This window comes from Micromonospora sp. MP36 (genome assembly GCF_008119785.1).
In the GTDB taxonomy this organism is placed as follows: Bacteria; Actinomycetota; Actinomycetes; order Mycobacteriales; family Micromonosporaceae; genus Micromonospora.
The window spans coordinates 37,644-57,477 of the sequence record NZ_VSFA01000007.1; the positions used below are offsets into that span (position 1 = coordinate 37,644).

Sequence of the window (19,834 nt, forward strand, 5' to 3'; positions counted from 1 at the left end):
ATGAGACATCGCGTCCTCGGCATCGTCTTCATCGCCGTGCTGGCCGTAGCGCTTACCGCCTCGGTGCTGCAGTACCGCAAGGCGTTCACCCCGGTCGACTGGGTCACCCTGCACGCCGACCGTGCCGGCCTGCAACTCCTCGAGGGCGCCGACGTCAAGGTACGCGGCGTCGTGGTCGGGGAGGTCCGTTCGATCCGCAGCGACGGTGACGGCGCCGTCATCCGGCTGGCCCTCGACCCCGCCACCACCGACCGCATCCCCGCCGACGTGACCGCTCGGCTGCTGCCCAAGACCCTCTTCGGCGAGCGGTACGTCGAACTCGTTCCACCGTCCGGCGGGAGCGCCGCGCCGATTCGCGACGGCGCGGTCATCAGCCAGGACCGCAGCCGCACCGCGGTGGAGCTGGAACGGGTGCTCGACCAGGCGTTGCCGCTGCTGCAGGCCATCCGCCCCGACCAGCTCGCCGCCACCCTCGGCGCGATCTCCACCGCGCTGGAGGGACGCGGCGACCGGCTCGGGGCGAACCTCGCCCGGCTCGACGCCTACCTGCGCCAGCTCAACCCCGAGCTACCCACCATCGCCGAGGACGTCCGCAAGCTCGCCGTCGTGCTGGACAGCTACGACGCCGCGCTGCCGGACCTGCTCTCCCTGCTGCGCGACGTCACCGTCACCGCCAGCACGGTCACCGACCAGCGGACCCAGCTGGCCGCGTTGCTCGCCGACACCACCGACACCGCGGACGTCACCCGGACCTTCCTCGACCGGCACGGCGACCAGCTCATCCGGCTCGGGCAGGTCAGCCGCCCGGTGCTGGAGCTGTTCGCCACCTACGCCCCCGAGTACCCGTGCCTGGTCGACGGGCTGGTCGCCCTGCAGCCCCGGGTCGAGCAGGCCTTCTCCGGCGGGCGGATGCGCATCACCCTCGAGGTGACCCGCGACGGTGGCCCGTACGAGCGGGGCCGCGACGAACCGGTCTACGCCGCCCACGACGGCCCCGACTGCCGCGGCCTGCCCGACCCGCACGTGCCCGCGCCCGAGGTGCCCGTCGCCGACGGGTACGACTACGGCGGCAGCCGTACCCACCCGCTCCTGCCGGTCGGCACCGCGGGCGGATCTTCCGGGGCGGCGCCCGCCCCGGCCGCGATGGGGCGGGCCGGCACCAGTGAGGAGAGCGCGCTGGTCAAGCCTCTCGTCGGCGGGCTGACCGGCACCCCACCGGTGGAGGTGCCCGACATCGCGGTCCTGCTCTGGGGGCCGCTGCTGCGCGGAGCGGTGGTGAACGCACGATGACCGGGAAGACGGCCTCCTCGCTGATCAAGCTGGTGATCTTCGCCGTGGTGACGCTGCTGGCCACCGCGCTGCTCGCGCAGACCCTGGGCGCGTTCCCACCCGACGGCGTCACCTACCGGGCGCGGTTCACCGACGTCACCGGGCTGCTGCCCGGCGACGACGTCCGGATCGCCGGCGTCCGGGTCGGCAAGGTCAGCGACATCGCGGTGGTCGACGACACGGTCGCCGAGGTGACGTTCACCGTGGACCGCGACGTGCCGGTGGCGACCAGCGTCCGCGCCAAGATCCGGTACCGGAACCTGGTCGGCCAGCGGTACGTCGCGCTGACCGAGGGACCGGGCGACGGCCGCCCGCTGCGCGCCGACGGCCTCATCCCGCTCGCGCAGACCACCCCCGCGCTGGACCTGACCGTCCTGTTCAACGGATTCCGGCCACTGTTCACCGCGCTGAACCCGGAGGATGTCAACAAGCTCGCCTACGAGATCATCCAGGTCCTGCAGGGCGAGGGCGGCACCGTCGCGAGCCTGCTGCAACGCACCGCCTCACTGACCAACACTCTCGCCGACCGGGACGCGGTCATCGGTCGAGTGGTCACCAACCTCAACAGCGTCCTCGGGACGCTGGCGAGCCGGGACCGGGAACTGGACCAGAGCATCGCCCAGTTGCAGCAGTTCATCTCCGGCCTCTCCGCCGACCGCACCCCGATCGGCGACGCGCTGGCCAACCTCGGCGAGCTGACCAGCACCACCTCCTCGCTGCTGCAGGACGTGCGGCCGCCGCTGGCCGCCGACGTGCGCGCCCTGAACGAGTTGGCCGGCACGCTGGACCGCAACTCCGCCGTCATCGACGGCACCCTGGGCCGGCTGCCCCAGCGCTACGCGTCGCTGACCCGGGTGGCGTCCTACGGCTCCTGGTTCAACTACTACCTCTGCGACTTCGACGGGCGGGTGGCCGTCGCCGGGCAGGCACCGCTCAACCCGGCCACCGTCAGCGCCACCGCGGCCCGCTGCGCCACCGGAGGCAGCCGATGAAACCCTTCCGCGAACGCAATCCCGTCGTCGTCGGCGCGGTCGGGCTGGCCGTGATCCTCGCCGCCCTGCTCGGCGCCTTCCAGTTCGACCGGCTGGCCGCACTCACCGGTCGGGGCTACCAGGCCGCCTTCCACGACGCCAGCGGCCTTGCCACCGGCAACGAGGTCCGGGTGGCCGGCGTCCGGGTCGGCGTGGTGACCGGAGTGGACCTGGCCCACGGCACCCAGCCGTACGTGCGGGTGCGCTTCCGGGTCGACGACGACGGCGTACGGCTCGGCCGGGACACCGGCGCCACCATCCGCATCAAGACGGTGCTCGGGCAGAAGTACCTCGCGCTGTCCCCGGCCGGCCCCGGGAAGCTGCCCGAGGGCGCCCAGATCCCCCTGGACCGCACCGCCGCGCCGTTCGACGTGGTGCAGGCCGTCACCGGGCTCGCCGACACCCTCGACAAGGTGGACACCGATCAGCTCGCGAAGGCGTTCACCACGCTGTCGGAGACCTTCGCCGACACCCCGGCCAGCGTCAGCACCTCGCTGACCGGGTTGTCCCGGCTGTCGCGCACCGTCGCCAGCCGGGACGCCGAACTGCGTACGCTGCTCGCCCGGGCCCGCGAGGTCACCGGCGTGCTCGCGCAGCGCGACGAGGAGTTCCGCAAGCTCGTCGCCGACGGCGAGAAGCTGCTCGCCGAGGTCAGCCGCCGCCGCGACGCCATCCACCAGCTTCTGGTCGGCACCGACGAGCTCGCCACCCAGCTCTCCGGGCTGGTCGCCGACAACCGCGCCCAGCTCGAACCAGCCCTGCGCAAGCTGCGCGACGTGGTCGCCGTCCTGCAACGCAACCGCGACGACCTGGAGCAGACCATCCGACGGATGGGACCGTTCGTCACCACCTTCGCCAACGTGGTCGGCAACGGCCGGTGGTTCGACTCGTACGTCGACGGTCTGCTCCAGCCGTACCTGCCCTCTACGGGAGGACGCTGATGCCCGGTCCGATCCAGCGCTGGCGGCGTCCCCTGGCCGCCGCCACCGTGCTGCTGACCGCCGTCGCCGTCGGTGTCGTGCTGTGGCGCCACGAGGCACCCCAGCGGCGGGTGGTCGCCTACTTCACCAAGGCGGTGGGCGTCTATCCCGGCTCCGACGTGCGGGTGCTCGGCGTCCGCGTCGGTGAGGTCGAGTCCGTCACCCCCCAGGGTCGCACTGTCCGCGTCGCGATGCGCTACGACCCCGAGGTGGACATCCCGGCCGACGCGCAGGCGGTGATCGTTCCGCCCAGCGTGGTCAGCGACCGGTACGTGCAGCTCACGCCGGCCTTCACCGGCGGTCCCGTACTCGCCGACGGGGCCGAGATCACGCTGGCGCGTACCGCGGCGCCGATGGAGATCGACGACATCTACCAGGCGCTGGACGAGTTCAACCGCACCCTCGGCCCGGAGGGCGCCAACGCCGACGGCGCCCTGTCCGGCCTGGTGGCCACCGGCCGGGCCAATCTGGAGGGCAACGGCGCCAACCTGCACGACACCCTCGACGGCCTCTCCCGCGCGCTGACCACCCTCTCCGACGGTCGCGGCGACCTGTTCGGCTCGGTGGCCAACCTGCAACGCTTCACCACCGCGCTGGCCAGCAGCGACCAGCAGGTCCGCGGCTTCAACCAGCAGCTCGCGGACGTCGCCGGGCAGCTCGCGGGGGAGAAGGAGGAACTGGCCGCCGCGCTGCGCAACCTCGCGGCCGCGTTGGCCGAGGTGACCACGTTCGTGAAGCAGAACCGAGCGGCGCTGACCGACAACGTCGCCGGGCTGGCCGATGTCACCCGCGTCCTGGTCCGCCAGCAGCAGGCGCTCATCGACATCCTCGACGTGACGCCGCTCGCCGTGAGCAACCTCAGCCTCGCCTACAACCCGCGCTCCGGCACCCTCGACACCCGCGACAACGCCCTGGGCCCCTACGACCCGGCCACGTTCGTCTGCTCCCTGATGGCGGGCCAGCTCCCCGCCTCCGAGGTGCCGGCGAAGTGCACCGCCCTGGCGCAGACGCTGCACTCCCGCGGCCTGCCCATGACCGACCAGCTGCGCAAGCTGATCAAGCTGCCGCCCGGCGCCCCGGCGACCGGCGGGTCCTCACCGGGAAACCCTCCAATCAGCTCCCCCGGTGCGCCGATCCCCGACGAGGCGCCGGGCGGCCTCCCCACCACCACGAGCGACCCCACGCTCGGCGGCATCCTGCGAGGGCCGGCATGAGCGAGCGTCAGCGAGCGAATCATCGGCACAGCGCGGTGGTGCCTCATGACGGCACGGAGCGAAGCGAGGTGGCGGCATGAGCGTGCGGCTGCTCCGCCTGCTGACCGGCGCGCTCGCGGTGGCCCTGCTGCCCGCCGGCTGCGGCCTCCCCGAGGTCGCCGACCTGCCGTTGCCCGGCGGCAAGCCGGCCGGTGACGGCTACACCGTCACCGCCGAGTTCACCGACGTGCTCGACCTCGTGCCGCAGGCCGCCGTGAAGGTCGACGACGTCACCGTCGGCAGTGTGGAGAAGATCTCCCTGTCCGGCTGGCACGCCCGGGTCCGGCTGCGCATCGACCGCGGGGTGCGGCTGCCCGCCAACGCCACCGCGGCCGTACGCCAGAGCAGCCTGCTCGGCGAGAAGTACGTGACCGTGGCGCGGCCGCCCACCGAGCCGGCCCGCGGCCAGCTGGCCGACGGCGACCTCATCCCGCTGTCCCGCACCACCCGCGGCACGGAGGTGGAGGAGGTTCTCGCCGCCCTCGGCCTGCTGCTCAACGGCGGTGGCCTGGCCCAACTCCGGACCATCAACCAGGAGCTGGCCAAAGCCCTCGACGGTCGCGAGCCCGTGCTCCGGGACACCCTGCAGCAGCTCGACACCTTCATCGGCGGCCTGGACCGGCAGAAGACGGACATCGTCCGCGCCATCGAGGCGCTCGACCGGCTGACCGGCCGGCTCAACCGGCAACGGCAGGTCGTCGGCGATGCCCTCGACTCCCTCGCTCCCGGTCTGACCGTGCTGGCCGAGCAGCGCGAGCAGCTCACCAAGGCGCTGACCGCCCTCGGGGAACTCGGCAAGGTCGGCACGCGGGTGGTCAACCGCAGCCGGCAGGACACCGTGGCCAGCGTACGGGCGCTGCAGCCGATCCTCGAGCAGCTCGCCCGGGCCGGCGACAACCTGCCGAAGTCGCTGGAGTTCATGCTGTCGTACCCGTTCCCGCCCAACGTGGAGGGCGCGATCGTCGGCGACTTCGTCAACCTGGCGATCACCGCCGACCTGGACGCGGCCAACATCCTGTCCAACCTGGTCGCCGCCGCGCCGGCACCGGCCCGGCCGGCCACCCGGCCCACCGTTCCCGCCGCGCCTCGGCCGCCCGCCACCGGCGGTTCCCCGGCCCTACCGGGCGGCCTCCCCGGTCTGCCCGCCCTCCCCGGCCTCCCCGAGCTACCGCTGACCAAGTGCCTGCCGGATCTGAAGAACTTCCCGGCGACCTGGACCCCACCCAAGGAGTGCGGGCTGCCGGAGGGCTGCCTCCTGCTCAAACCCGGCTCCACGGTGCCCATCGGCGGACTGCTCGTGCCCACGGGGATCGTGCCGGCCGGCACGGCGTTCCCCGCCGGCACGAAACTGCCGCCCGACACCGTGCTGACGGCCGACTGCGTGCTGCCGCTGACCGGCGCCATCACCGGCCAGATCGGCGGCCTTACCGACATCCTGGGAGGAGGGCTGATCCCGTGATCGGACGCACGGCGAAACTGCAGGTCCTCGCCTTCCTCCTGGTGAGCGCGCTCGGCATCGGCTACGTCGGGATCCGCTACGTCGGCATCGGGGACCGGCTGCTCGGCAACGGCTACGTCGTACACGTCGACCTCGCCAGGGCCGGTGGCATCTTCGCCAACGCCCCCGTCACCTACCGTGGCGTACCCGTCGGCCGGGTCACCGGCGTCCACCTGCGCTCCGACGGCGTGCGCGCCGACCTGCGGATCGACCGTGGGGTACGGGTGCCCGACGCGCTGCGCGCCGTCGTCACCCAACGCTCCGCGGTCGGCGAGCAGTACCTCGATCTGCGGCCCGAACGCGACGGGGGCCCCTTCCTCGCCGACGGGGCGGTGATCCCGGTCGACCGCACCGGCGTCCCACTCGCCCCGGAGACGCTCCTGACCAACCTCGACGCCCTGGTCCGCTCGGTCAACCCGGACGACCTGACCGTGCTGATCACCGAACTCGGCACCGCCTTCGAAGGCAACGAGCAGGCCCTGGCCCGGATCCTCGACGCGGGCGACGCACTGCTCGCCGACGCCGACGCCCGGCTGCCCGAGACGCTGGCGCTGATCCGCGACGGCCGGACCGTGCTCACCACCCAGGCGGAGTCCGCCGAGGCGCTGCGCCGGTGGTCGGCGGGGCTCGCCGAGCTGGCCGCCACCCTCCGCGCCGCCGACCCCGACCTGCGGCGGCTGCTCGCGAACGGGCCGCCGGCCGGTGCCGAGTTGCGGGCGCTGCTCCGCGGACTGGACCCGACCATCGGCACACTGCTCGGCAACCTGATCACCGTCAACGGGATCGCCGCCCGCCGGCTGCCCGGCATCGAACAGCTGCTGGTGGAATACCCGGTCGTCGTGGCGGGCGGCTTCACCGTCACCCCGGGCGACGGCACCGCGCACCTCGGGCTCGTGCTCAACGTGAGCGATCCGCCGTCCTGCGTCTACCGGGGCGGCAGCACCCGGTGCAGCGGCAAGGAACGCGCGTCGGGGGCGAGCGTACGCGGAGCCCAGAACGCGCCGCGACCGTCCGGCCGGGAGCCGGCGCCACCGCCCGACCAGGGGGCTAACGCCGGCTACGACCCGGCGACCGGACTGGTGCTCGGCTCCGACGGGCGACCGCTGCAGTTCGGCGGGACCGGCGGCCAGTACCGGACGGCCGGTGACCAGTCCTGGAAACAGCTGTTGCTCGCCGGGTTGACCCCGTGACCGGCGTACCGGAGGAGGTGGCGGTGACCAGCCGCAGGAACACCACGCTGAAAGTCATCAAGGGAGCCCTGGCCGGCGGCCCCGCCCCGGCGCGCCGCCGCCTGGTCAGCCGTCCCGTGCCCCAGTCGGCCGAGCCGATCGAAGAGGTCCTGGAACGCCTGGACCAGGAGCCGGTCGAGGACCCCGCCGAGGCCGCCGGCCTGACCGTCGTCGGCGATCCCGCACAGCTCGAAGACCCGCCCGAGACCGACGGGAAGCCGACCGACGCCGACGCCGGGTCCGAGGCCGGCAGCGACACCCCGGCCACGCCGGACCGCGGTCGACGGGCCGACGCCGAGACCAGGGCTGAGCGACGGGACGCCGACCCCGCACCGGGCACGCCGGGCCGCGGCCGGGCGCTGACCGCGCTGCTCGTCGTGCTGCTCGCCGTCGCCCTCGCCGGCGCCGCCGTCTACGGCCACCGCTGGTACGTCGACCGGGCCACCGACCAGGCCCGCAGCGACGCGGTCGCCGCCGCCCGGCAGGCCGCCGTCAACTTCGTCTCGGTCAGCGCCGCCAGCGTCGACCGGGACCTGCAGCGGGTCATCGCCGGGGCGACCGGCGACTTCAAGGACGAGTTCACCCGAGGCCAGGCGCAGGTCCGCGCGGCGGTGGTGGAGAACAAGGTTCACTCGCAGGGCACCGTGCTGCGCGCCGGACTGGTCTCCGGGGACCGCCAGCACGCCGTGGTGCTGGTGGCGGTCGACGCCACGGTGAAGAACGTGAAGGCACCCGACGGGCGGCCGTCGCACTACCGGATCCAGCTCGACCTCGTCCGGGACAAGGACTCGGGCGACTGGCTGGTGGCCAAGCTCCAGTTCGTCGGCTGACCGGAGGAGAAGAGCCCGATGCGTGTTCCGACCGCCCTGCGCCGCCTGCCGCGGCTGCGCCCCGTGCCCGTCCTGGTCGTCGCGATCGTCCTGGTGGCGGCGGTAGCGCTCGCCGCCTGGTACGGCGACCGCCGCGCCGGCCAGCGCGAACAGGCCGTACGCCAGGCCCTGGCCACCGCACCCGCCGCGGCCAAGGCCCTCTTCTCGTACGACTACCGGACCTTCGACGAGAGCATCGCCAACGGCCGCACCTTCGCCACCGGCGGGTTCGCCGACGAGTACGCGCAGACCACCGCGGCGCTCAAGCCGACCGCCACGAAACAGCAGGCGGTGGTGCTGGCCGAGGTCTCCGCCACCGGCGTGGTCAGCGCCGACACCGACCGGGTGGAGCTGCTGCTCTACCTCAACCAGTACCGGCGCAACGTGACCACCGCGGGGGAGAAGGTCGACCAGAACCGGGTCGTGCTCACCATGGTCCCGGTCGACGGGGAGTGGAAGGTCGTCAAGGCCACCGCCATCTGACCGGCGAGCTCGCGTGAGGATCCCGCTGCCGGCGGGGCTGACCGCGTTTTCCGCCCGGGCGCTCCGGGTAGGTCCTCACGGGACTGAGACCTGACCCAGATCCCGTGGAGGCCCTTCGATGAGAGACAACTTCGGTGACGCGGTGGGAGACGCGTTCCGTTCGGTGATGCTGTTCCTGCCCAAGGCGGTCGCCTTCATCGCCATCCTGTTGGTGGGCTGGCTGGTCGCCAAGGCCGTGCTGAAGCTCGTGGACAAGGTCCTCGAGCGGGTGCACTTCGACCGGGCCGTCGAGCGCGGCGGCATCAAGTCAGCCCTGGCCCGATCGAAGTACGACGCCAGCGACATCGTCGCCAGGCTGGCCTACTACGCCGTGCTGCTGGTCACCCTCCAGCTCGCGTTCGGCATCTGGGGCCCGAACCCGATCTCGGACCTGATCCACGGCGTGGTGGCGTGGCTGCCCAAGGCGTTCGTCGCCATCGTGATCGTGGTGGTGGCCGCGGCTATCGCCACGGCGGTGAAGGACATCGTCTCCGGCGCCCTCGGCGGCCTCTCCTACGGCCGGGTGCTCGCCACCATCGCCTCGGTGTTCATCCTCGGCCTGGGCGTGATCGCCGCGCTCAACCAGATCGGCGTCGCCACCACGGTGACCACTCCGGTGCTGATCGCCGTCCTCGCCACGCTCGGCGGCATCCTGGTCGTCGGGGTCGGCGGCGGTCTGGTCCGGCCGATGCAGAGCCGCTGGGAGAACTGGCTGGCCCGCGCCGAGGAGGAGCGCCGGACCATCGCCGAGCACGCCCGGGCGTACCAGGCCGGGCGGCGGGACGTCGACGCGCAGCTCGGCAGCCCGTACGCCGAGGCGGAGCTGACCCAGCCGGTCGCCCCGCACGGCGCGGCGGAGCCCACCCAGCCCATGCCGCGCGCCGGCACGGCGGCCACGCCGCGGCAGCCCACGGCCGAGCAGGCGGTGGACAACGAGGCGACGATGGTCATCCCGCAGGCGGACGTGCAGAAGTTCCGCCGCTGACCGCCCGCGTCGTGACCGGGGTGGGGCCCAGCCGGGTCCCACCCCGGTTCCGCGTGCGACGGGGCGGCGCAGCGGACCGGCGGCGACTACCATCGGCGCATGACCTGGCGATGTTGATCCCATCCTGAGGGCCGAGGCCGCGGGCCGCCGCGGACACCGCACGTCCGGTGTCCGTCACGTCCCCGTGGGAAGGCCTCCATGCTCATCGTCTCCGCGCGCCGCTCCGGCACCCGCCCGCTGGCGGCGACGCTCTACGCGTACGCGTTCCTCACCGACCTCGTCCTGCTCTACCCGGTGTACGCGCTGCTCTTCGCCGACACCGGCCTGTCGGTCGGGCAGATCTCCTCGCTGTTCGTCATCTGGTCGGCCACCGGCATCCTGCTGGAGGTGCCCTCCGGCGCCTGGGCCGACGCGGTCTCCCGGCGACTGCTGCTCTGCCTCGCGCCGCTGCTGCCCGCCGCCGGCTTCGCCCTCTGGGTGCTCGTCCCGTCCTACCCGGCGTTCGCCGCCGGCTTCCTGCTCTGGGGCGCCGGCGGGGCGCTGCGCTCCGGCGCACTGGAGGCGCTGGTCTTCACCGAGCTGGAGCGCCTCGACGACACCGGCCGGTACGCCCGCCTCATGGGCCGGGCGAAGACCGCCGAGATCCTCGGTGTGCTCGCCGCGATGGGCCTCGCCGCCCCGGTCCTCGCCCTCGGCGGCTACCCGGCCGTCGGCGCGGCCAGCGTCGCCGCCTGCCTGCTCGCCGCGGCCGTCGCGACCCGCTTCCCGGAGCACCACACGGCCGGCGGTGCCGTCCCGGTCGACGACGGGTCGGACGACGCCGACCCGGGGTTTCTGGCGAGCCTGCGCGACGGGCTGGCCGAGGCCCGCGCCGACCGGTCCGAGCGGGCCGCGTTGCTGCTGGTCCCGGCCGTCGCCGCGATCTGGGGCGCGCTGGAGGAGTACACGCCGCTGCTGGCCCGGGACACCGGTGTCGCGCTGGACCGGGTGCCGCTGCTGCTCGTACTGGTCTGGGCGGGGACGACCCTCGGCGGGCTGCTGACCCCGGTGGGGGAGCGGCTGACCAGCCGCGGGTACGCGGCCCTGCTCGTGGTCGCGGCGCTGGCCCTGGCCGCCGGTGCCCTGGCCCGCCACCCCGCCGGGTTCGTGCTGATCGGGGGCGCGTTCGGCGCGTTCCAGCTCGCCACGGTGCTCGCCGGCGTCCGGCTGCAGTCCCGGATCACCGGGCCGAGCCGGGCGACGGTCACCTCCGTCGCGGGGATGGCCACCGACCTGAGCATCATCGCGGTCTACGCCGGCTACGGCGCGATCGCCACCGTCGCCGGCAATGCCGTGGCGTTCGCGGTGGCCCTGGTGCCGTACCTGGTGGTGGCGCTCTGGCTGGTCGCCCGCCGGACCTGACCGTCCGGGCGGGGGCCGGACGGCCCGGTCCCCGCCCGTGCCCGTCCGGGCGGGATGGGTCGAGATCGGGCATCGAGAGGTGGGAAACGGGCAGGTCAAAAGAGAGTTTTGCCGGAGGCGGCACGATCTCTACTGCCCGTTCGGGCGACCTGCCGGGCAGAAAACCCAACTATTTACCCGAGATGTGACCGTCGTCACGCCCGTTTGGCGGTGTTAGAAACAAAGGCACAAGCGGGCGGGAGGTGCCAGATGGACGCAGCGCAACGCAGGCACCACATCCTCACGCTGGCCCGCCACCAGGGCGAGGTCGACGTGCAGAAGCTGGCGGCCGACCTGGGCGTCGCACCCGAGACCATCCGGCGCGACCTGAGCCTGCTGGCCCAGCACGGCCTGGTGCGGCGCACCCACGGTGGCGCGTACCCGGTGGAGACCGCCCGCTTCGAGACCACCCTGGAGACCCGCACCACGCGGATGGTGGCGGAGAAGCGGCGGATCGCCGCCGCCGCGGTCGAACACCTCGGCGACGCGGAGTCGATCTTCATCGACGAGGGCTACACCCCGCAGTTGATCGCCGAGGCGCTACCCACCCGCCGGCCGCTGACCGTGGTCACCGCCTCGCTGCCTACCGCCGCGGCGCTGGCCCACTCACCCACCGTCACGGTCCTCCTGCTCGGTGGCCGGGTCCGCGGCCGTACGCTCGCCACCGTCGACCACTGGGCCACCGCGATGCTCGCCGGCTTCGTCATCGACCTCGCCTTCGTCGGCGCGAACGGGATCTCCCGGGAACACGGGCTGACCACGCCCGACCCGGCCGTGGCCGCGGTCAAGGCGCAGGCGGTCGGGGTGGCTCGGCGGGTGGTCTTCGCCGGCGTGCACACCAAGTTCGGCGGCCACAGCTTCTGCCGCTTCGCCGATGTCGCCGACGTCGACACCATCGTCACGGACACCGCGCTGCCGGCGTCCGAGGCGCACCGCTACTCGTTGCTCGGCCCCGTGGTGCTGCGCGTCTGAGCGCCCGGCCGACCCACCTCCACCACCACCATCCCACCACCCACGGAGGTCCACTGTGTCCAGAACCCGGTCTCCTCGCCGATGGCGCGGCGCGTTCGCGGCCGCCGTCGCGGCCGGCCTGACGCTGACCGCCTGCTCCGGAGCCGGTGGCGGCTCCTCATCCGGCGGCGGCGGCAAGACCATCACCGTGCTGATGGTCGGCAACCCGCAGATGGAGGACCTGGCGAAGGTCACCGCCGACAACTTCACCAAGCAGACCGGGATCGCCGTGCGGTTCACGATCCTGCCGGAGAACGAACTGCGCGACAAGGTCACCCAGGACGTCGCCACCCAGGGCGGACAGTACGACGTGGCGACGATCGGCGCGTACGAGGCACCGATCTGGGCCAAGAACGGGTGGTTGCACGAACTGAGCTCGTACGCCGACGCCGACGGCGGCTATGACGAGGGTGACCTGCTCAAGCCGATGGTCGCCTCACTCTCCGGCGAGGACGGCAAGCTCTACGCGGCGCCGTTCTACGGCGAGTCGTCCTTCCTCATGCACAACAAGGAGCTCTTCGCGGCCAAGGGCCTGACCATGCCGCAGCGGCCGACCTGGCAGCAGGTGGCGCAGTTCGCCGCGAAACTGGACGACAAGAAGGCCGGGGTCGCCGGCATCTGCCTGCGCGGCCTGCCCGGTTGGGGTGAGCTCTTCGCCCCGCTGACCACCGTCGTCAACACCTTCGGCGGCACCTGGTTCGAGAAGGACTGGACGCCGAAGGTGAACGCGCCCGAGTTCACCCGGGCGACGAGGTTCTACGTCGACCTGATCCGCGCCCACGGCGAGGCGGGCGCCCCGCAGGCCGGCTTCACCGAGTGCCTGAACACCTTCGGCCAGGGCAAGGCGGCGATGTGGTACGACGCCACCTCCGCCGCAGGCACGCTGGAGGACAAGAGCGCGAGCAAGGTCGCCGGCAAGGTCGGCTACGCGTACGCGCCGGTCGACCGGACGAAGTCGTCGGGCTGGCTGTGGGCCTGGGCGCTGGCGATGCCGAAGACCACCAAGAACGCCGACGCCGCCTGGAAGTTCATCTCCTGGGCCACCGGCAAGGAGTACGAGAAGCTGGTCGGCTCCTCGCTCGGCTGGTCCCGGGTGCCGGCCGGCAAACGCCAGTCCACCTACGAGATCCCGGAGTACCGGCAGTCCGCCGCCGCCTTCGCCGACCTCACCCTGAAGTCGATCCAGGAGGCCGACCCGGTCAACCCCGGCCTGCAGCCCCGCCCCGCGCTCGGGGTGCAGTTCGTCGGCATCCCCGAGTTCGCCGACCTCGGCACCAAGGTCTCGCAGGAGGTCTCCGCCGCCATCGCCGGCAGCACCACCGTCGAGAAGGCGCTCGCCGACGGCCAGCGCCTGGCCGAGGACGTCGCCAAGGAATACCGGTAGCCGCCCATCCGGGCCGGTCGACCGCCGGCCGGCCCCGGCCCTGTCCCGAGGTGGTTCCATGACCCAGACCGTCACCGCCGGCCCGGGCGCGGCACGCCGGCATAATGTCCGACCCGTCCCCGCCGCCGCGCGGCAGCGCTGGACCCGCCGCGCCCCGCTGCTGCCCGCCCTGATCTTCGCCATCGTGGTGACCCAGATCCCGTTCCTGGTCACCCTCTACCTGTCGACCCTGGACTGGAACGCGCTGCGACCCGGCCGCCGCGCCTTCGTTGGCCCCGCCAACTACGGCCAGGTCCTCACCGACGGGCGGCTGCGCGCCGCCCTGCTGAACACGGTGGTGCTCACCGCCGCCTCCGTCGTCATCTCGGTGCTGCTCGGCCTCGGCCTGGCCATCCTGCTGGACCGCCGGTTCCCCGGCCGCGGCGTCGTCCGTACCCTGCTCATCACCCCGTTCCTGGTGATGCCCATGGCCGCGGCGCTGCTCTGGAAGCACGCCATCTACAACCCGTCGTACGGCCTGATCAACGGCGTCGTGGGCGGCAGCACCGACTGGGTGTCCCGGTATCCGATGCTGTCGGTGGTCACCACCCTGGTCTGGCAGTGGACCCCGTTCATGATGCTGATCATCCTGGCCGGGCTGCAGAGCCAGTCGCTGGAGACCCTGGAGGCCGCCCGCGTCGACGGGGCCGGACCGTGGCAGACCTTCACCCGCATCACCCTGCCCTACCTGCGCCCCTACCTGGAACTGAGCGCCCTGCTCGGCTCCATCTACCTGGTGCAGACCTTCGACGCCGTCTTCACCATCACCCAGGGCGGTCCCGGCACCGCCACCACCAACCTGCCGTACGAGATCTACCTGACCACCTTCCGCAAGTTCGAGTACGGCGAGGCCGCCGCGGCCGGCGTCGTGGTGGTGCTCGGCACGATCGTCGTCGCCACCTTCGCGCTGCGAGTGATCTCCAGCCTGTTCCGGATGGAGGGCGCGCGATGACGATGACACCCACCCGACGCGCCTCCCGGCCGACCGGCCCGGCCCGGCGGACCAGCGGCGTACGCGGGGCGGCCTGGGCGGTGCTGGCCTGGCTCGCCGGGCTGCTGTTCTTCCTGCCGGTGCTGTGGATGGTGCTCACCGGGTTCAAACGGGAGGTCGACGCGGCCAGCAACCCGCCGGCCTGGTTCTTCACCCCGGTGCTCGACGGCTACCGACAGGTCTTCGACCGGGACCTCACGCCGTACCTGCTCAACTCCCTGATGGCCAGCCTGCTGTCCACCCTGCTGGTGCTGCTGCTGGCCACTCCCGCGGCGTACGCGTTGTCGATCCGGCCGGTCGCCAAATGGCGCGACGTGCTGTTCTTCTTCATCAGCACCAAGATGCTGCCGGCCGTCGCCGCGCTGCTGCCGATCTACCTGCTGGTCAAGCAGCTCGGCATGCTCGACAACATCTGGACCATGGTCCTCCTCTACACGTCGATGAACCTGCCGCTCGCGGTGTGGATGATGCGCTCGTTCCTGCTGGAGGTCCCGTCGGCGCTGATCGAAGCGGCGGCGATGGACGGAGCCAGCCTGACCGTCACGATCCGGCGGATCCTCCTGCCGATCGTCGCGCCGGGCCTGGCCGCCACCGCGCTGATCTGCTTCATCTTCAGCTGGAACGAGTTCTTCTTCGCGGTCAACCTCACCGCGACCCGCGCCGGCACCTCACCGATCTTCCTGGTCGGCTTCATCACCTCCGAAGGGCTGTTCCTCGCCCGGCTCTGCGCGGCCGCGACCATCGTGTCGCTGCCGGTCGTGCTGGCCGGCTGGATCGCCCAGAAGCAGCTCGTCCGAGGACTCTCCATGGGGGCGGTCAAATGAGGGCAGCGGTCATCGTCACGCCGGGACAGATCTCGCTGGAATCCGTGCTGGATCCCATGCCGGGGCCACGGGACGTGGTCGTCGAGGTCGCCGGGTGCGGGATCTGCGGCACGGACCTGCACATCATGGACGGCGAGTTCGCGCCCGCGTACCCGATCGTGCCCGGGCATGAGTTCGCCGGCACGGTGGTCGCCACCGGGCGGGACGTCACCGAGGTGCGCCCGGGCGACGCGGTCGCCGTCGACCCGTCGCTGCACTGCGGCGAGTGCTACCAGTGCCGGCGCGGCCGGGGCAACCTCTGCGAACGCTGGGCGGCCATCGGCGTCACCGTCTCCGGCGGTGCGGCCGAGTACGCGGTGGCGCCGGTGCGGAACTGCTTCCCGCTCCCCGAGACGATCGCGCCGGCGGACGCCGCGCTGATCGAGCCGCTCTCCTGCGCGGTACGCGGCTTCGACGTGCTGCCCCGCCGGCTCGCCGACCACTACCTGATCTACGGCGCCGGCACCATGGGCCTGATGATGCTGGAGCTGGCGAAGCGGTGCGGCGCGGCGAGCGTCAGCGTGGTGGACCCGAACCCGGACCGGCTCGCCACCGCGGTGCGGTTGGGCTGCTCGGCCAGTGGCGCGAGCGCCGACGAGCTGCTCCGCCCCCGGGGGTGGGACATCGTGATCGACTGCACGGGCGTGCGGGCGGCGATCGACGACGGGCTGAGCCGGGTCGCCCCGGCTGGGACGTTCCTCCAGTTCGGCGTCTCCGAGTACCGTACGCGGGCGGCGGTCGAGCCGTACCGGATCTACAACCAGGAGATCACCATCACCGGCTCGATGGCGGTGCTGCACAGTTTCGAACGGGCCGGGGAGCTGTTCGCCGCCGGCGTGCTCGACCCGGAGGTGTTCATCAGCCACCGCCTCCCGCTCGACCGGTACGCCGAGGCGATGGCCCAGTTCCGGGCCGGCGTGGGCCGCAAGATCCAGGTCACGGGCCCAGGGGCGACGCCTACGGCCGGACTGACAAATCAGGTGTTAACGGTTGATGAGCCGCCTTCCGGTCTACGGTGAACGGGGAGGCGGCCAGCGGCCGTGCGGGCCGGGCCGGGTGGACCTCGGGAGGCGATACCGGTGACGATGGAAGCCGAGCGCATGTTGCGCGAGGACGAGATCAGCCAGCTCAGTGAACTCGCCGCCCAGCTACGGGTGGACTCGATCCGCTGCAGCACCCAGGCCGGCTCCGGGCACCCCACCTCCAGCCTGTCCGCCGCCGACCTGATGGCGGTGCTGATCTCCCGGCACCTGCGCTACGACTGGGTGAACGCCGGCAATCGCGCCAACGACCACCTGATCTTCTCCAAGGGCCACGCCTCCCCGCTGCTGTACGCGGTCCTCAAGGCGGTCGGCGCGATCAGCGACCAGGAACTGATGGACACCTACCGGCAGCTCGGGTCGCGCCTGCAGGGCCACCCCACCCCGGCGCTGCCCTGGGTGGACGTCGCCACCGGTTCGCTCGGCCAGGGCCTGCCGGTCGGCGTCGGCATCGCGCTGGCCGGCCAGTACCTCGACCAGCTGCCGTTCCACGTCTGGGTGCTCTGCGGCGACAGCGAGACCGCCGAGGGCTCGATCTGGGAGGCCCTGGACAAGGCGAGCCACTACGGGCTGCGCAACCTCACCGCGATCGTGGACGTGAACCGGTTCGGGCAGCGGGGGCCGACCGAGCTGGAGTGGGACCTGGACACCTACCGGCGGCGGGTCGAGGCGTTCGGCTGCCACCCGATCGTCGTCGACGGGCACGACCTCGCCGCGATCGACGAGGCGTTCGGCCGGGCCCGGCAGGCGACCGGCCCGACGGTGGTGCTCGCCCGCACGGTCAAGGGCAAGGGCGTGGCCGAGGTCGAGAACAAGCCGGGGTGGCACGGCAAGCCCCTGAAACCCGACATGGCCGAGCGGGCCGTCCAGGCGCTCGGCGGCGTCCGGCAGATCCGCGTCACCGGCCCGAAGCCCGAGCCCGCCAAGCCCGCCGCCAAGCCCGAAGCCAAACCGCCGGAACTTCCCCGCTACGACAAGGGAGCGAAGGTGGCCACCCGGAACGCGTACGGTGACGCGCTGCGCGCGCTCGGCTCGCGGCCGGACGTGGTCGCCCTCGACGGCGAGGTGAGCGACTCCACCCGGGCCGACAAGTTCGGCGAGGCGTACCCCGACCGGTTCTTCGAGATGTTCATCTCCGAACAGCAACTGGTCGCCGCCGCGGTCGGCCTGCAGGTACGCGGCTACCGCCCGTTCGCCGCGACCTTCGCGGCGTTCCTGTCCCGCGCCTACGACTTCATCCGGATGGCCGCCATCTCCCGGGCCGACATCGCGTTGTCCGGCTCCCACGCCGGGGTGGAGATCGGGGCGGACGGCCCCTCACAGATGGGGCTGGAGGACCTGGCCGCCCTGCGCGCCGTGCAGGGCTCGACCGTCCTCTATCCCAGTGACGCCGTGTCCTGTGCCGCCCTCGTCGCCCAGATGGTCGACCGGAAGGGCATCTGCTACCTGCGCACCACCCGCGGGAAGTACCCGGTGCTCTACGACAACGGCGACGAGTTCCCCGTCGGGGGCAGCAAACTGCTCCGCGGCGGCGGCGACGTCGCGCTGATCGGCGCCGGGGTCACGGTGCACAACTGCCTCGCCGCCGCCGACGAACTGGCGCGCGAGGGGATCGACGCCCGGGTCATCGACCTCTACTCGGTCAAGCCACTGGACCGGCAGCGGCTGCTCGACGCGGTCCGGGACACCGCCGGCCGGCTGGTCGTGGTCGAGGACCACTACCCGGAGGGCGGGCTGGGCTCGGCCGTGCTCGAGTCGCTGGCGGACCTCGCCGAACCGGTGCGGGTGAACCACCTGGCGGTACGCGGGCTGCCCACCTCCGGGACGTCGACCCAGCTGATGGACCAGGCAGGGATCGGGGTGACCGCCATCGTCTCGGCGGCGCGCGCCCTGGCCTGACGGCCGCAGCCGCACCGACCCCGTCGTTTCACCCCCGCCGGCGCGGGTACCCGCAGGTCCGGTCCGAGAGGGGGTCCAGGTGAACTACACGGAGTTCATCCAGTCGGTGGCGGCAAAACCGAAGGCGCCGACGCAGACCGAGCCGATCGCCCGTGCCACGCTCGTGACGCTGGCGGAACGGATTACCGGCGGGCAGGCGCAGGACCTCGCCTCCCAACTTCCCGAGGAACTGCGGTCGTGCGTCGACAAGCCCGACGAGCATCCCGAGCCGTTCGGGCTGACGGAGTTCCTCGAGCGGGTGCAGAACCGGGCCGGGGTGGATCGGCAGGCGGCGACCGACGGGGCGCGCGCTGTGCTGAACACCCTGCGGGAGAAGATCAGCGCGAAGGAGTACGGGGACGTCGTCGACCAGCTGCCGCAGGAGTTCTGGCAGCTGACCGGGCCGTCGGTCAACCGGTTCGAAACCCGCCGGGTCGGCACCTAGGCGGGCCGGCCGGAGCGGGGTCACCCCTGCAGCCGGATCTCCGCCGGTTCGCGGTCGCTGCGCAGCCCCTTCCAGGAGGGGTGGCGCAGCCGGCGGTCGGGAGTCCAGGAACGGAAGGTGACGTCCCCGACCAGGGCCGGGTCGACCCAGACGGCGTGGCGGGCGTGCTCGCGCGGCACGGGGGAGTCGAACGGCGAGTCCGGCCGGCTCAACGGCTTCAGGCGCTGCTGCAGGTCGCGCAGCACGGTCTGGGTGAAGCCCGTGCCGACGTGGCCGATGTAGACCAGCTTGTCGGCCGCGTCGTACATGCCGAGCAGCAGGGAGCCGATGGTGCCGGCCCGCCGGCCGGACCCCGGCTTCCAGCCGCCCACGATCACCTCCACCGTGTCGTTGAGCGGCACCTTCACCCACGCCGGCGCCCGCCGGCCGGGCTGGTACGGCGCGCCCAGCTGCTTGGCGACGACCCCTTCCAGGCCGAGTTCGGCCGCCGCCGTGGCCAGGTCCCGGCCGGCCTCGCCGGTCCAGTACGGCGGCGTCTCGACACTTTCGCCGCTGAGCCCCAGCTCCTCCAGCGCCGCCCGGCGCTCGGTGTACGGCAGGGCGGTGAGGTCCCGTCCGTCCAGGTACAGGAGATCGAACAGGTACAGCCGTACCGGGGTCGCCTCGACCAGCGCGGCGGCCGGCGCCCGCACGTGCATCCGATGCTGCAGCGCCGAGAAGCTGGGCCGCCCGTGGCCGTCGAGGGCCACGATCTCCCCGTCGAGCACCGCCCGCCGCCCGGCCAGCAGCCGCGCCAGCTCGCCCAGCTCCGGATACGCCCGGGTGACGTCCCGGTCGTTGCGGCTGAGCAGCCGGAACCCGTCGTCGACGTAGGCGATCGCGCGGACCCCGTCCCACTTGAACTCGTAGCCCCAACCGGACCCGGTGGGCAGCGCGCCACTGGAGGCCAGCATCGGCGGCACGAGCTTCGGCATCCGGGCACCCACG

18 protein-coding genes are annotated in these 19,834 nt (G+C 72.6%); 17 read left to right on the top strand and 1 reads right to left on the bottom strand.

The window, feature by feature from the left end:
- The 17 genes from FXF52_RS09555 (at position 1) to FXF52_RS09635 (ending at position 18,847) form a co-directional block, all read left to right on the top strand.
- Positions 1-1,290: an MCE family protein gene (locus FXF52_RS09555; RefSeq protein ID WP_148795564.1), complete on the top strand. Its 1,290-nt coding sequence runs from the start codon at positions 1-3 to the stop codon at positions 1,288-1,290.
- Positions 1,287-2,321, top strand: a complete 1,035-nt coding sequence (locus tag FXF52_RS09560) for an MCE family protein (protein ID WP_148795566.1) — start codon at positions 1,287-1,289, stop codon at positions 2,319-2,321. The genes FXF52_RS09555 and FXF52_RS09560 overlap by 4 nt, the downstream gene beginning before the upstream one ends.
- Positions 2,318-3,301: an MCE family protein gene (locus tag FXF52_RS09565; protein ID WP_148795568.1), complete on the top strand. Its 984-nt coding sequence runs from the start codon at positions 2,318-2,320 to the stop codon at positions 3,299-3,301. The genes FXF52_RS09560 and FXF52_RS09565 overlap by 4 nt, the downstream gene beginning before the upstream one ends.
- Positions 3,301-4,554, top strand: a complete 1,254-nt coding sequence (locus tag FXF52_RS09570; protein WP_222870457.1) for an MCE family protein — start codon at positions 3,301-3,303, stop codon at positions 4,552-4,554. The genes FXF52_RS09565 and FXF52_RS09570 overlap by 1 nt, the downstream gene beginning before the upstream one ends.
- A 76-nt stretch (positions 4,555-4,630) precedes the next feature.
- Positions 4,631-6,052: an MCE family protein gene (locus FXF52_RS43820; RefSeq protein WP_148795570.1), complete on the top strand. Its 1,422-nt coding sequence runs from the start codon at positions 4,631-4,633 to the stop codon at positions 6,050-6,052.
- Complete coding sequence (locus FXF52_RS09580) at positions 6,049-7,281, top strand: MCE family protein (protein WP_148795572.1); 1,233 nt, start codon at positions 6,049-6,051, stop codon at positions 7,279-7,281. The genes FXF52_RS43820 and FXF52_RS09580 overlap by 4 nt, the downstream gene beginning before the upstream one ends.
- Before the next feature lie 23 nt (positions 7,282-7,304).
- Positions 7,305-8,150, top strand: a complete 846-nt coding sequence (locus tag FXF52_RS09585) for a hypothetical protein (protein WP_148795574.1) — start codon at positions 7,305-7,307, stop codon at positions 8,148-8,150.
- Between the two features lie 18 nt (positions 8,151-8,168).
- On the top strand, positions 8,169-8,672 hold the full coding sequence (locus tag FXF52_RS09590; RefSeq protein WP_148795576.1) for a hypothetical protein: 504 nt from the start codon (positions 8,169-8,171) through the stop codon (positions 8,670-8,672).
- Positions 8,673-8,790: 118 nt separating this feature from the next.
- Entirely contained in the window at positions 8,791-9,696 is a 906-nt protein-coding gene (locus FXF52_RS09595) for a hypothetical protein (RefSeq protein ID WP_148795578.1), read from the top strand.
- A gap of 198 nt (positions 9,697-9,894) precedes the next feature.
- The gene (locus tag FXF52_RS09600; protein ID WP_148795580.1) at positions 9,895-11,097 is read left to right on the top strand and encodes an MFS transporter; all 1,203 of its coding nucleotides are present in this window, start codon (positions 9,895-9,897) and stop codon (positions 11,095-11,097) included.
- 249 nt (positions 11,098-11,346) lie between these two features.
- Complete coding sequence (locus tag FXF52_RS09605) at positions 11,347-12,108, top strand: DeoR/GlpR family DNA-binding transcription regulator (protein ID WP_148795582.1); 762 nt, start codon at positions 11,347-11,349, stop codon at positions 12,106-12,108.
- A 55-nt stretch (positions 12,109-12,163) separates the two neighbouring features.
- Positions 12,164-13,531, top strand: a complete 1,368-nt coding sequence (locus tag FXF52_RS09610; RefSeq protein WP_148795584.1) for a sugar ABC transporter substrate-binding protein — start codon at positions 12,164-12,166, stop codon at positions 13,529-13,531.
- A 58-nt stretch (positions 13,532-13,589) separates the two neighbouring features.
- On the top strand, positions 13,590-14,522 hold the full coding sequence (locus FXF52_RS09615; protein WP_148795586.1) for a carbohydrate ABC transporter permease: 933 nt from the start codon (positions 13,590-13,592) through the stop codon (positions 14,520-14,522).
- On the top strand, positions 14,519-15,385 hold the full coding sequence (locus tag FXF52_RS09620; protein WP_148795588.1) for a carbohydrate ABC transporter permease: 867 nt from the start codon (positions 14,519-14,521) through the stop codon (positions 15,383-15,385). The genes FXF52_RS09615 and FXF52_RS09620 overlap by 4 nt, the downstream gene beginning before the upstream one ends.
- A complete protein-coding gene (locus tag FXF52_RS09625) occupies positions 15,382-16,443 on the top strand; it encodes a zinc-dependent alcohol dehydrogenase family protein (protein WP_148795590.1) in 1,062 nt (353 codons plus the stop codon). The genes FXF52_RS09620 and FXF52_RS09625 overlap by 4 nt, the downstream gene beginning before the upstream one ends.
- A gap of 66 nt (positions 16,444-16,509) precedes the next feature.
- Positions 16,510-18,363 (top strand): transketolase, encoded by a 1,854-nt coding sequence (locus FXF52_RS09630; protein WP_148795755.1) that lies wholly within the window; start codon positions 16,510-16,512, stop codon positions 18,361-18,363.
- 79 nt (positions 18,364-18,442) lie between these two features.
- Entirely contained in the window at positions 18,443-18,847 is a 405-nt protein-coding gene (locus FXF52_RS09635) for a DUF2267 domain-containing protein (RefSeq protein WP_148795592.1), read from the top strand.
- A 20-nt stretch (positions 18,848-18,867) separates the two neighbouring features.
- On the opposite strand, the gene ligD is transcribed toward FXF52_RS09635, so the two are convergent.
- A complete protein-coding gene (ligD, locus tag FXF52_RS09640; protein ID WP_255471825.1) occupies positions 18,868-19,833 on the bottom strand; it encodes a non-homologous end-joining DNA ligase in 966 nt (321 codons plus the stop codon).
- Position 19,834 lies beyond the last annotated feature (1 nt).

Excerpts from the sequence above, each read along its gene's own strand:
- FXF52_RS09595 (WP_148795578.1), top strand. The coding sequence starts at position 8,791 with ATGAGAGACAACTTCGGTGACGCGGTGGGAGACGCGTTCCGTTCGGTG.
- FXF52_RS09590 (WP_148795576.1), top strand. The coding sequence starts at position 8,169 with ATGCGTGTTCCGACCGCCCTGCGCCGCCTGCCGCGGCTGCGCCCCGTG.
- FXF52_RS09615 (WP_148795586.1), top strand. The coding sequence starts at position 13,590 with ATGACCCAGACCGTCACCGCCGGCCCGGGCGCGGCACGCCGGCATAAT.
- FXF52_RS09600 (WP_148795580.1), top strand. The coding sequence starts at position 9,895 with ATGCTCATCGTCTCCGCGCGCCGCTCCGGCACCCGCCCGCTGGCGGCG.
- FXF52_RS09630 (WP_148795755.1), top strand. The coding sequence starts at position 16,510 with ATGGAAGCCGAGCGCATGTTGCGCGAGGACGAGATCAGCCAGCTCAGT.
- FXF52_RS09560 (WP_148795566.1), top strand. The coding sequence starts at position 1,287 with ATGACCGGGAAGACGGCCTCCTCGCTGATCAAGCTGGTGATCTTCGCC.
- FXF52_RS09625 (WP_148795590.1), top strand. The coding sequence starts at position 15,382 with ATGAGGGCAGCGGTCATCGTCACGCCGGGACAGATCTCGCTGGAATCC.
- FXF52_RS09555 (WP_148795564.1), top strand. The coding sequence starts at position 1 with ATGAGACATCGCGTCCTCGGCATCGTCTTCATCGCCGTGCTGGCCGTA.
- FXF52_RS09570 (WP_222870457.1), top strand. The coding sequence starts at position 3,301 with ATGCCCGGTCCGATCCAGCGCTGGCGGCGTCCCCTGGCCGCCGCCACC.
- FXF52_RS09565 (WP_148795568.1), top strand. The coding sequence starts at position 2,318 with ATGAAACCCTTCCGCGAACGCAATCCCGTCGTCGTCGGCGCGGTCGGG.
- FXF52_RS43820 (WP_148795570.1), top strand. The coding sequence starts at position 4,631 with ATGAGCGTGCGGCTGCTCCGCCTGCTGACCGGCGCGCTCGCGGTGGCC.
- FXF52_RS09620 (WP_148795588.1), top strand. The coding sequence starts at position 14,519 with ATGACGATGACACCCACCCGACGCGCCTCCCGGCCGACCGGCCCGGCC.
- FXF52_RS09605 (WP_148795582.1), top strand. The coding sequence starts at position 11,347 with ATGGACGCAGCGCAACGCAGGCACCACATCCTCACGCTGGCCCGCCAC.